The 11,704-nt window shown below is 66.9% G+C and carries 9 protein-coding genes; 6 read left to right on the top strand and 3 right to left on the bottom strand.

Annotation, left to right across the window (positions count from 1 at the left end; all coding sequences use genetic code 11):
* Positions 1-112 precede the first annotated feature (112 nt).
* From J2X20_RS10225 to hslU, 5 genes are all read left to right on the top strand, one after another.
* Entirely contained in the window at positions 113-1,153 is a 1,041-nt protein-coding gene (locus tag J2X20_RS10225; protein WP_310264041.1) for a CobW family GTP-binding protein, read from the top strand.
* A 157-nt stretch (positions 1,154-1,310) separates the two neighbouring features.
* Complete coding sequence (gene dksA / locus J2X20_RS10220) at positions 1,311-1,949, top strand: RNA polymerase-binding protein DksA (protein ID WP_310264038.1); 639 nt, start codon at positions 1,311-1,313, stop codon at positions 1,947-1,949.
* 18 nt (positions 1,950-1,967) lie between these two features.
* Positions 1,968-3,719: a hypothetical protein gene (locus tag J2X20_RS10215; RefSeq protein WP_310264035.1), complete on the top strand. Its 1,752-nt coding sequence runs from the start codon at positions 1,968-1,970 to the stop codon at positions 3,717-3,719.
* Between the two features lie 38 nt (positions 3,720-3,757).
* Positions 3,758-4,324, top strand: coding sequence for an ATP-dependent protease subunit HslV (hslV, locus tag J2X20_RS10210; protein ID WP_310264033.1), 567 nt, complete (start codon positions 3,758-3,760; stop codon positions 4,322-4,324).
* Complete coding sequence (gene hslU / locus J2X20_RS10205) at positions 4,321-5,634, top strand: ATP-dependent protease ATPase subunit HslU (protein ID WP_310264031.1); 1,314 nt, start codon at positions 4,321-4,323, stop codon at positions 5,632-5,634. Before hslV ends, hslU begins: the two co-directional genes overlap by 4 nt.
* Positions 5,635-5,840: 206 nt before the next feature.
* On the opposite strand, the gene J2X20_RS10200 is transcribed toward hslU, so the two are convergent.
* Complete coding sequence (locus J2X20_RS10200) at positions 5,841-6,473, bottom strand: helix-turn-helix transcriptional regulator (protein WP_310264029.1); 633 nt, start codon at positions 6,471-6,473, stop codon at positions 5,841-5,843.
* 84 nt (positions 6,474-6,557) lie between these two features.
* Positions 6,558-7,313, bottom strand: coding sequence for a helix-turn-helix transcriptional regulator (locus J2X20_RS10195; RefSeq protein ID WP_310264028.1), 756 nt, complete (start codon positions 7,311-7,313; stop codon positions 6,558-6,560).
* A 187-nt stretch (positions 7,314-7,500) separates the two neighbouring features.
* On the opposite strand from J2X20_RS10195, the gene J2X20_RS10190 reads away from it, so the two are divergent.
* Positions 7,501-10,383 carry a hypothetical protein gene (locus J2X20_RS10190; RefSeq protein ID WP_310264026.1) on the top strand — a complete coding sequence of 961 codons (2,883 nt, stop codon included), beginning with the start codon at positions 7,501-7,503 and terminating at the stop codon, positions 10,381-10,383.
* Here J2X20_RS10190 and J2X20_RS10185 read toward each other — a convergent pair.
* Positions 10,380-11,675, bottom strand: a complete 1,296-nt coding sequence (locus tag J2X20_RS10185) for a phosphatase PAP2 family protein (RefSeq protein WP_310264024.1) — start codon at positions 11,673-11,675, stop codon at positions 10,380-10,382. The genes J2X20_RS10190 and J2X20_RS10185 overlap by 4 nt on opposite strands.
* Positions 11,676-11,704: the final 29 nt, after the last annotated feature.

Genomic DNA, 11,704 nt, shown 5'->3' with positions numbered 1-11,704 from the left:
GGACGCTGTCAGGGTATTGCGGAAGGGACAGAATAGCCGATTGGTTTGAAAAACCCTTGTAGTCCGGCGCCGAGTCCCTATCTTGGATGCCTTCTTTCGAAACGGTCCCGCTATGTCTGACAAAGGCCTCATCCCCGCCACCATCCTGACCGGCTTCCTCGGCGCGGGCAAAACCACGCTGCTCAAGCGGGTGCTGACCGAAGCCCACGGCCAGAAGATCGCCGTCATCGAGAACGAGTTCGGCGAAGAGAACATCGACACCGACATCCTGGTGTCCGACACCAACGAGCAGATCATCCAGATGAGCAACGGCTGCGTCTGCTGCACCATCCGCGAGGACCTGCGCACGACGCTCTCCGACCTGGCCGCCAAGCGCCGCAAGGGCGAGCTGGACTTCGAGCGCGTCGTCATCGAGACGACCGGCCTGGCCGATCCCGGCCCCGTCGCCCAGACCTTCTTCATGGACGACGAGATCGCCGAGAGCTATCTGCTGGACTCCATCCTGACCCTGGTGGACGCCAAGCATGCCGACGAGCAGCTCAACACCCGCCAGGAAGCCCGCATGCAGGTGGGTTTTGCCGACCAGATCTTCGTCAGCAAGAGTGACCTGGTGGAGCCGGCGGCGGTCGAGGCCCTGATCCACCGCGTCAAGCACATGAACCCGCGCGCCCCCATCCAGACCGCCCATTTCGGCGAGGTGCCGCTGACCAAGATCTTCGATCTGCGCGGCTTCAATCTGAACGCCAAGCTGGAGATCGACCCCGATTTCCTGAAAGCGGACGATCACGACCACCACCATCATCATGATCATGAGCATGGCGAGCATTGCGACCACCCCCACCACCATGCCCACGACGACGACGTGAAGAGCTTCGTCTTCCGTGCCGACAAGCCCTTCAACCCCGCCAAACTGGAAGACTTCCTCGGCGCCATCGTCCAGGTCTACGGCCCCAAGATGCTCAGATACAAGGGTGTCCTACACATGAAAGGCACGGACAAGAAGGTCATCTTCCAGGGCGTGCACCAGATGATGGGTTCCGATCTCGGCCCGAAATGGATGCCGGGAGAGAAAAAGCAGAGCAAGATGGTGTTCATCGGTATCGATCTGCCGAAAGAGGTACTGATGCAAGGCTTGGAAGGCTGTTTGGCGTGATGTTTTTGACCTCCGGAGACCCCGTTTCCGGGGGGCTACAGACCGACGAATCCGCATGGCTACAATCCGCCGCGCTCAAAATTGGGCAGCCGGCTGAAAAGCAGTGGGATCAAGGTCTGACACCGCGCCGATGCAAGCCCTGAGCGAGGAGAAGACAGTGAGCAAGACCACGGCCCCCAAAACCGCCCCCAAGGGTGCGAAGAAAACCGACGTCGGCGCGGACGTCGCCATGCTGGAGGCTCCGGCGCCAGCCAATCGGTTTGCCGACCGTTTCGCTCCGCCGAAACCGCCCGCGCGTGGCGCAGGCGCCCATGTCGACGAGACGCCGCGTGTGGCCGCCAAGGGCGACCCCAAGCTGGCCAATGCCTGGAAGACCAAATCGGGCGCCGAGCTGACCGACGCCGAAGTCCTGGCCATGCCGGACTCGGAGTACATGAATGCGAAGCAGATCGAGTTCTTCCGCGCCAAGCTCACCGAGCTGAAGGACGGCGTGTTGTCCAACGCGGGCGAGACGACCGAGCATCTGCGCGAGGACACGACCATCGTCCCCGACCCGGCCGACCGCGCCACCATCGAGGAAGAACATGCCCTCGAGCTGCGCACCCGTGACCGCGAGCGCAAGCTGCTGAAGAAGATCGTGCAATCCATCGCACGTCTGGACAGTGGCGACTATGGCTATTGCGACGAAACCGGCGAACCTATCGGGCTGGGCCGTTTGATCGCCCGCCCGACCGCGACGCTGTCGCTCGAAGCGCAACAGCGCCGCGAGCTCAAGCAGAAGATGTTCGGGGACTGATACCCTCACCCCGTGACCATGTCCGACTCCAAGCCCGCAGACCCGAAGGAAGGCGACAGCTTCTTCCGCAAGGTTGCGCGCTTCGTCGCCAACCCGACGACGGACTGGTCCGAGATCAATTCCCGCCAGGACGACCCCGAGGGCGACCTGGCCAAGGCTGAACTGCGCGCCATGGTGGAGCGCAAGCGCCGCAACGACTTCGTGCGCAAGCGCGAGCTCGACATGCTGCGCCGCATCCGCCGCGAGGGCCTGACGCCCGAGCAGCTCGCCGCCCTGGCCTCGCAGCCGTCCAAACTGGGCGACGACGAGCGCATCAGCGAGCCCAACTCCAAGATCGACCTGGGCGTGAAGGCCAAGATCGACGAGATCGAGCAGCAAATGGTGGGCGAGAGCTTTGCGACGACGCAGGCCGTGCCCAAGCAGCAGCCCGGTTTCTTCGAGACCAGCACGCGGCCGGCGGCTTTTTCGACCACCGTCACGGCGCCGCCGTCTGCCGATGGCGGCCGCGTCAGCGAGTTCTCGACGCCGCGCGAGGTGGAGCGCCTGCAGGCGCCGACGCCGCCAGCGGCCGTGACCATGGGCGCGGCCATCCCGCCCCTGTCCGACTCGCCGCCCAGCCGCCTGCCCGACCTGCCGCCGCTGGACATGCCGCTGTCCTTCACGCTGGCCGAATCCACGCCCGATGTCGAGGTGCAGGAGGTCGTGCACGACCCCGAGCTCGATGAGGCCGTCATCGCCTTCGCCAACGCCGACTACGAGAACAGCGAACGCGCGCTGACCGAGCTGGTGCGCCCGGGCGGCAGCCGCAATCTGCACGGCGAGACCTGGCTGGTGCTGTTCGACCACTACCGTGCCACCGGTGCCCAGGGCAAGTTCGAGGTGCTGGCCGTCGAGTACGCCCAGCAGTTCGGCCTGTCGGCGCCGCAATGGTTCTCCATGCCCAAGCTGGTGGCCGAGTCCACACGCCAGTCCAACCGCTCGCCCATGGCCAAGGCCAGCCAGGTCAGCTGGACGGCGCCCTCTACCGTGACCGCCGAGGACGTGGCCATCCTGCAAAAGCGCAGCGAGACCTTGCCCATGCCCTGGGTCTTCGACTGGGGCGTGGCGGACGGCGTCGAGATCGATGCCGCCATCCAGCTGCGCCAGCTGTTCCGCCACTGGGCGAACCAGCAGGTCGACCAGCGCTGGGTCGGCGGCGACCGCTTCCTGAACCAGCTCAAGGAAATGGCCCCCGTCGGCGAACGCGACACCGACCCGGCCCTGTGGATGCTGCGCCTTGAAGCCCTGCGCCTGGCCAACCGGCCCGACCAGTTCGACGAGGCGGCCATCGACTACTGCGTGACCTACGAGGTCTCGCCGCCGTCCTGGGAGCGCGCCAAGTGCCGCGTGCGCATCGGCGGAGAAGGCTCTTCGACCAACAGCCCCGCGACCAGCACCATGCAGAGTGAGGCCCAGTCGACCTTCCTGGACACCAGCGTGGCCGAGGCCAGCGTGGCCCAGCTCGAGCTGATGGGTCAGCTCAGCGGCGATATCTCCGACAACCTGCGCGGGCTGTCCGCCGAAGTCGGCGAAGCCAGCCTCATCAACATCTCCTGCACCAAGCTGATCCGCCTGGACTTCATGGCCGCCGGCGACCTGCTCAACTGGGTGCTGCAGCGCCGCAGCGAGAACCGCTCGGTGGTCTTCAACGACGCCCACCGCCTCGTCGCGCTGTTCTTCGGCGCGATGGGCATCAACGAGCACGCCAAAGTGAAAGTGCGGATCAACTGATCTTGCACCGCGGCTCCCGGGCCTTATCTGGAGCCTCTATGTCTTCCGACTCCTCTTCCGCCGTCTATCACGGCACCACCATAGTCTCGGTGCGCCGCCAGACCCCCACCGGCTGGCAGGTCGCCATCGGCGGCGACGGCCAGGTGACGCTGGGCAACACCATCGTCAAGGCCAGTGCGCGCAAGGTGCGCAAGCTCTACCGCGACCAGGTCCTCGCGGGCTTTGCGGGCGCCACGGCAGACGCCTTCACGCTGTTCGAGCGCTTCGAGGCCAAGCTGGAGAAGCACCAGGGTCATCTGGTGCGCGCCGCCGTCGAGTTGACCCGCGACTGGCGCACCGACCGCGTGCTGCGCCGCCTGGAGGCCATGCTGGCCGTGGCCGACAAGACCGCCTCCCTCATCATCACCGGCAACGGCGATGTGCTGGAACCCGAGCAGGGCATCGTCGCCATCGGCTCGGGCGGGGCCTATGCCCAGGCCGCGGCCAAGGCCCTGCTGAACCACACCGAGCTGAGCGCCACCGACATCGTCAAGCGGTCGCTGGAGATTGCCGGCGAGATCTGCATCTACACCAACCAGAACCACACGCTGGAGGTTCTGGAATGAGCTCCATGACGCCGCAGGAAATCGTCTCCGAACTGGACCGCCACATCGTCGGCCAGCAGGCCGCCAAGCGTGCCGTCGCCATCGCCATGCGCAACCGCTGGCGCCGCCAGCGCGTCGACGAGAAGCTGCGCGGCGAGATCACGCCCAAGAACATCCTGATGATCGGGCCGACCGGCGTCGGCAAGACCGAGATCGCGCGTCGCCTGGCCAAGCTGGCCGGCGCGCCCTTCATCAAGGTCGAGGCGACCAAGTTCACCGAGGTCGGCTACGTCGGCAAGGACGTGGACTCCATCGTGCGCGACCTCGTCGAGATGGCCGTCAAGCAGGAGCGCGAAGTGGCCATGCGCCGCTGCCAGACGCGCGCCGAGGACGCGGCCGAGGACCGCATCCTGGACGTGCTGGTGCCGGGCTCTGAGGCCGATAACGCCACGCGCCAGAGCTTTCGCAAGCGCCTGCGCGAGGGCCAGCTCGACGACAAGGACATCGAGCTCGACCTGCTGGCGCCCAGGCCCAGCCTGGAGGTGCTGACGCCCTTCGGCAACCAGCCCGGCATGGAGGACATGGCCGAGCAGTTGAAGGGCATGTTCAGCCAGTTCGGCGGCAACCAGAAGAAGACGCGCAAGCTCAAGATCGCCGAGGCGATGAAGCTGCTCGTCGACGAGGAGGCGGCCAAGCTCGTCAACGAGGAAGAGATCCGCGCGGCGGCCCTGGTCAATGCCCAGGAGATGGGCATCGTCTTCATCGACGAGATCGACAAGGTGGCCTCGCGCAACGAACACGGCGGCGCTGAAGTGTCCCGCCAGGGCGTGCAGCGCGACCTGCTGCCGCTGGTCGAGGGCACGACGGTGTCGACGAAATACGGCCTCGTCAAGACCGACCACATCCTCTTCATCGCCAGCGGCGCCTTTCACCTCGCCAAGCCCAGCGACCTCATTCCCGAGCTGCAGGGGCGGCTGCCCATCCGCGTCGAGCTGGACTCGCTGTCGGTGGCCGATTTCGAAGCCATCCTGACCAGCACCCACGCCAGCCTCGTCAAGCAATACCAGGCCTTGCTGGCCACCGAGGGTGTCACGCTGGACCTGCAGCCCGAGGCCATCCGCCGCCTCGCGGAGATCGCCTTCGAGGTCAATGAACGCACCGAGAACATCGGCGCGCGGCGGCTGGCGACGGTGATGGAGAGGTTGCTCGACGAGATCAGCTTCGACGCGCCGCGCAACTCGGGTCAGACGGTGTCGCTGGATGCGGCAGCGGTCAACGCCAAGCTCGCGGCCCTGGCTGCGAACGAGGATCTGAGCCGCTTCATCCTTTAGGTCCGCGGCTTCAGTTCGGCAGCAGCTGCGCGCCGCTCGCGCGGCCGGGCAGGTAGCCGGCCTGTGCGGGCGCCGGGATGGGACTGGTGCGCAGCATGAGCAGCCCCCTGAGCCTTGTTTGGCGGCGCGATGGCGCCGTCTGTTGCTGCGCTGCGTCCATGCCCGGCGCCCGCTGCCATCGGCCATCCGGCCGATCCTCCCTCACGTCAATGGGGCAGCGCCTGGCCGCTGCCGACCCAGCGCAGCAGTTGCATCAGCGTCGGCGCCTGCGTCTTGCCCAGCAGGTTGCGCACATGGCTGCGCACCGTGCTGACGCACAGGCCCAGGTGGCGCGAGGTGGCGTCCACCGGCTCACCGTCGGCCAACAGCATCAGGACGTGGCGTTCGGCCTGACTGAGCCGGCATTGGCGCGTCAACGCATCGATGCGGGCCGCCTGGGTCAGGCCCGGCTGGTCGAGATGCACGGCCACCAGCACGCAGGGCAGGGGCCAGTCCGACGCCAGGGCAATGGCTGGTGGCAGCGGCGCGGCGTGCAGCCAGCCGGTGGTCAGGCTGGGCGTGAACCACAGGCCCGTGCGAGACGAGGAGCCTGCCGCGGCGAGCGCCAGCACCTCCGCCAGGTGCGGCGCGTCCAGCTGGCCCAGACGCATCAGATGACCTGCACGCTCCTGCCCCAGGTTGTCGGCCAGCAGATGCTCGGCACTGGCATTGGCAAACAGCAGGCGCCGGTCGGGCAGTAGCACCAGCAGCGGCTGGGGCAGGGCGGCCAGCACGAGATGCGGCTGGGCATGGAATCCGGGCGGACGGCTGGAAATGTCGGAGTGGATGGCTTGCAGCATGGGGCCCCCTGAGGCGAGTGCACGTTGGAAGGGCTTCAATCCCGTGGGTCGTGACGATGAAGGTGTTGGGTTCGCAGGCCTGGGTCATGCCGCGCGCGCCTGGCCGCCGTCGGGCGACCGGGCGTCTGCCCACAGCGGCGGGCTGCGCAACACGCTGCTCATCGGCGGCAGTCCGGCGGCCAGGCGTACCAGGTCTTCCAGGCGGGCGGCGCCGAGCTTCTCGCGCAGCGAGCCGACCTGGGATCGCAGCGTCGCCACCGTGACGCCGCGTTCGCAGGCAATGGCCTCGACGCGTTGGCCGGCCAGCAGGCCAACGAGGACCTGCTGCTCGGCGCTGGTCAGTGCGTAGAGGCTGCCGAGCATTTCCACGGCCAGATCCGGGGCGGGCTGGCGGCGGCCCAGCATCACCAGGGCCCAGCGACCCTGCCGCCCCAGCGGCATGACCGAGACCATCAGCCGCTGCGGCCCGTCGCTCAGCGCCAGCATCTGGCGATGGTGGGACAGCGTGGCGGCGCGCAGCGCGGCCTGCCACTGACGCAGCGCTCCCTGTGCGCCCTCGGCGAGGTAGAGCAGGCCCGTGTCGTCGACGGCCAGCGGCTGGCCCCTGAGCAGTTCGCGCCGGGCCACGTTGTTGGCCTGAGCCAGCCGACCCGTCTCGCTGCAGACGATGACGCCGGTATCGAGTTCCTCCAGGATCTCGGTGAATTCCGAGGCGTCCAGGCGGACCGGGGCCGTGTCCTGATGCGCCCGGGCTGGGGCGGAGGTCAGCGCGGGGCGGGGCTGGCGGAAACCGACGGTCGATGCCGTCAGACCTTCGGTTCTTGCTATCGAATCGAGCATGCTGTCCTCCTACGAGTTGTGCATGCAGTCTCGGCCGCGAGCCCCAAATAATCCTTAGGCGGTTGCTAAGGCAGCTCTAAACGTTGCTAATTGCAAGTGAAGGTGAATGAGGGAGACGTGTATGACGAATGGTTTTGCCCCCCGGAATGGCGCACCACCCGTGGCCGCGTTTCACGTCGAGAAGATCGTGGATCCCTTCACCCTGGAACAGGTCGTGGGCATGGTGCGGCACCCAGGGCGGCCTTGGGTGGAGCGAGGGGACACGGAGGCACTGAAGGATGGCGACTTTCGGCGCATCGGCCTGAATTACCTTAAGGCGCTTCAGGAGGCGGTAGACATCCCCGCGCACCAGTGGATCCATCCCGAGGTCTTCGCCCAACTGGCCGACGGGCGGCCCAAGAAGCCATGCAGCTTCTCGTGGCTGCCCATAACCTGGGAGCGCGCTCCATCCGACGCCGCAGACCGGCTCGAGCGCAAGCCGCTGAGTTCGTTCTGGGTGGACCGGGAAGAGGTCAGTCCAGAAGCGAAGAATGCCATGCCCCGGCTGCTCGTGCTCCTGGCGGGCTCCGTGGTTTCGAAGCATCAGCTTCAGACCGGCAGTGACATGGGACTGCGCATCATTCTTCACGTGCATGCCGACCATGTACGCATCTACGGCGTGACGCTGTCGGGTTTGACCACCCGCCGGCCACTGGACGTGATACCCGATCGCTTGGATGGCGACGCCGACATCTACGGCCTCGTCGAAAGGGTCCGCCAGGAGGTGGGCGACGCATTGGACTGCGGCAAAAGTGTCTGGATTGGCAATCTCGAATACGTCCTGCCGGCCGGCGTCGAGGCGGCGGACATGAACGCGGTACGGCGCGCACGCCTGATGGCGACGGGCTTTGCGCTTCGCTGGCGGCAATCGAGGGCTCAGGCCCGAGCCTTGGCTCGAGCCAAGGCTCAGGGCAGGGGCGCTGACCAGGGCGAATCGGACAGCCCGATGCGGGCGCGTACCTACGACTTCCGCGTCGAACTCGAGCTGGACCGGGAAATGAAGCAGGTGCGCGTCGTGCAGGTGCACCGCGACTTCTACATCAATAGCGGCGCGGCCGGCACCACCTCGTCCAAGCGAGTGCGCGCTTTTGTGCAGGACGCGGCGTCCAAGGGCTCGGCAGGAACGCTTTCCGAGCGCCGGTCCACGCTGCGCGACGTGGACCTGGACCCGTACCGCGACGACATCCTGGCCAGACTGCCGTCGGACGAGGCGCTACGCTTCAGCGAGGTGGGCAGCGGTGCGCTGTTCGAGATGCGAGGCGCCACGCGCGAGAACAGCTTGCTGGGGGGCAGCACAGTGGCCCGCAACAAGGCGGGGATCGTCCAGCTCACGCCGCCCCAGCCCCAGACGGGGTTATTGCCGGCGCAGGCCTCAGGCGCGGCATATTCAAAGACGAACAGCCAGAGCCGGCGTGGCGTGCCGATCGAACCCGACCCGGAGCTTCGATCGGACGCGCAGGGCGCGGTTGACGCGCATCTCCGCGGAGCCGAGTTGTTCGCGCGCATGCTGGCCTATGGCATTGAGCCCCGGTCCTATTTCCGCTTTGCCAAGCTGCCGCTCGTGCAGCGTGTGCGGCCGGAAATGCGCTGGGCGCCGGACGGTGAGCTGCCCAATGCCGAAGTGCGGCCCTTCATGGGTGATGCCGAGGCCAGCCTGGTTTCCAGGCTACCGCAGCCCAAGCCGCGCGATCCGTTGCAGTTGCTGGTGAAGTACGGGTCAGCCGACCCGGTTCATCGCCGCAAGCTGCCCTTCGTGCCGAGCGCCAACGGCCACGGGCGTGCGGACGGCCGGCTCAAGTCGCAGTACCTCAGCGTAGCCTGCGACCCGCGGTGGGCGTGGCACGAGTTTGGACACGTGCTGGCCTTCGCCAGTACGGGCGAACTGGAGTTCCCGTTTGCCCACAGTGCCGGTGACGGCCTGGCCGCCATCGCGGCGGATCCGATTTCCCGATTGGCCACGGCCCGAGACCCGGAAGCGGAGGTCCGCCATCTCACATTCCCCTGGATCGAAGTGCCGGGTCGCAGCCATGGCCGCTCGGCGGTGCGCGGCTACGGCTGGTGTGGCTGCCGGAATCTCACACGGCTCGATTTCACCGCTTCGTTGGAGCGTTACCACCACAACTACTTCGGTGAGCAGATCCTGTCGTCCTCGCTGTTCCGCCTCTACCGAAGCCTGGGAGGGGACACGCGAGCGCTGGCGGACGACCCGAAGGACGACGTGGCAACTTTGCCGGAGCCGAACCCGCAGGACGAGGAGATACGCCTGTCCGCGTCGGACTATTGCATCTACCTCATCATGCGTGGGATCTCACTGCTGGGACCCGACAGCCTGGCGCCGGGGCGCACGCCGGATCAGTTCGTCAGCGCGCTGATCGAGGCGGACCTGGGCACGGGTGCCTGGAACGTCACCGCCACCTGGCCGTTCAACCGCGATCAACGCAGGATGAAGCGCCACGGCGGTCGCGTGCACAAGGTGATCCGCTGGGCCTTCGAGCAGCAAGGGCTGTACGCCACGAACGACCCGACGGCCACCAGCGACGAGATGGGAGCGCCGCCCTCGGTAGACGTGTTCATCGCCGACCGTGGGCGCCAGGACGGCGGCTATGCCCCGATGCCGCTGCGCCCTGATGGCAGCAACTGGCATGCTGAGCCCGCGTCGCTTCGCCGGGACGGACACAAGCTGATCGTCAAGGTCCAGAACCGCGGCGACCAACCCGCCGAACAGACACAGCTGCGGGCGTGGTGGGCGTCGGCGACAGCGCCGAAAGCCTCAAAGGAAGCGGTGAAGGCAGGGCTGAAATGGATTTCGGTGAAGTCCAGCGTCGCGCCCTGCAACATCGGCGGCCGTGACAGCGCGACCCTGGCGCTCGAACTTCCTGACACCGTCAGCGGGCCCGGATGGGTGTTCGTGAGCGTCGATGCCCCGGCAGACCCGTCCAACCTGCCCGGCGGTGTCAGGCCACCATCGTCGTGGCCCGAACTGCTGGAGCTCGTGGCGCACGACAACAACTTGGCGCTGACGAGGGTTTAAGCACGCTTGGCGGCGGCCACCTTCTTTGTGGCCGCCGTCTTCTTCTTCGCCGCCACCGCCGTGGTGACAGCCGCGGGTCTCTTTGCCGGCGTCGTCTTCTTTGCCGCCGTCGCCTTCGCGGCGGCCACCGCCTGTGCGGTGACCCGTTGGTCGGCCTTGGCGAGCCTCTCAGCCTCCGCCGGGTTCACGAGCCTGGGCCATTCTGCGCGGGCACGGGTCAGCACGGTCTGCAACGCGGGCACGTTGATGGCGTCGGCCGTGCCTGCCGTGTGGTTGAGGCACATGTCCCAGACATGCGCGGCGAGGTAGCGTCCCGCGGCGCTGTCACTGGGGTAGTGCACGCCCAGGCGCTCACGCCCGCGCGCGATGCGCCAGGCCAGCCAGAGAAGAGGCGAGCGCTGGTCCTGGCCGTAGGGCACGTCGAAGTCGACGATATTGGGCCCTCTGACTGCCTTGTTTTCCTTTTCGAACAGGCCGAAGCGGTCGGCGATACCTTCGACCGACAGCAGCAGCAGCGCGGTCAGGTGCGCAACCGTCGAGTGACCACTGGGGAAGGCTGGGTGCTGGGCCGGCCCCCAGGGCGGCGTGAGTCCTGGACACAGGGTGGAAGGTCGCACGCGCTTGTAGTGCGACTTGTATTGCATCTTCACCAGGTTGCCCATGGCCGCTGCGCAATTCATCAGCTCCATCGTCCAAGGCTTGGTGGCGGGGTTGAAATTCATCAGGTGCACGAAATAGGGTGCTGCTTGGCTGGACTGCACGGCCAGCTCTTCCACATAGCGCATGCGGTCGTCGCGCATCAGGTCCGCCAGTTCGTCCAGTTCTCGACTGATGGCAGCCCAGGCGTTCCCGCGCCCGTTCAGTGCTCTCCATTTCAGGAGGTTCTCGTTCGCCTCGAATTTCTTCTGCAGGGTCGACCTTGCCGGACCGGCCAGCCACTTCTCATGGGCGGTCGCGAACTCGCGTGCTGCCATCACGGAGGGCGCCGCCAAGTTGACATCCTGCAGCCACTCGGTCAGCTGGGGGTCGAAATCCAACGTCCAGAATCGCAGCGCCAGGTCCCAGTCGCTGTTCTCCCACTCGAGGGCCTTGCCGAACCTGGGGTCGTAGGGGTTGATGCGTTGCTCGAAGGGGAAGGGGGACCAGCCATCGCCCTGCGCGAAATCCATCACCCAGGGCAGGGGCGAGAGCGCGGCCGGCGTGGCGTACTCGAAGCGCGCCACGGGCCCATAGCCGCCCATGAAGCCGGCGCCGCTGCTGCCGCCCGCCCCGGTGGCGGGTGCCGCGCCCATCACGACGACAGGCGCGGCTGCCGCGGGAT

This window comes from Roseateles saccharophilus (assembly GCF_031458095.1).
In the GTDB taxonomy this organism is placed as follows: domain Bacteria; phylum Pseudomonadota; class Gammaproteobacteria; order Burkholderiales; family Burkholderiaceae_C; genus Pelomonas; species Pelomonas saccharophila_A.
This window is presented reverse-complemented; position numbering and strand designations above follow the sequence as displayed.

What these genes read in the sequence shown, in the direction of transcription:
- J2X20_RS10225 (WP_310264041.1), top strand. Translation starts at nt 113, where the DNA reads ATGTCTGACAAAGGCCTCATCCCCGCCACCATCCTGACCGGCTTCCTC.
- J2X20_RS10195 (WP_310264028.1), bottom strand. Translation starts at nt 7,313, where the DNA reads ATGCTCGATTCGATAGCAAGAACCGAAGGTCTGACGGCATCGACCGTC.
- hslV (WP_310264033.1), top strand. Translation starts at nt 3,758, where the DNA reads ATGTCTTCCGACTCCTCTTCCGCCGTCTATCACGGCACCACCATAGTC.
- J2X20_RS10200 (WP_310264029.1), bottom strand. Translation starts at nt 6,473, where the DNA reads ATGCTGCAAGCCATCCACTCCGACATTTCCAGCCGTCCGCCCGGATTC.
- J2X20_RS10185 (WP_310264024.1), bottom strand. Translation starts at nt 11,675, where the DNA reads ATGGGCGCGGCACCCGCCACCGGGGCGGGCGGCAGCAGCGGCGCCGGC.
- J2X20_RS10215 (WP_310264035.1), top strand. Translation starts at nt 1,968, where the DNA reads ATGTCCGACTCCAAGCCCGCAGACCCGAAGGAAGGCGACAGCTTCTTC.
- hslU (WP_310264031.1), top strand. Translation starts at nt 4,321, where the DNA reads ATGAGCTCCATGACGCCGCAGGAAATCGTCTCCGAACTGGACCGCCAC.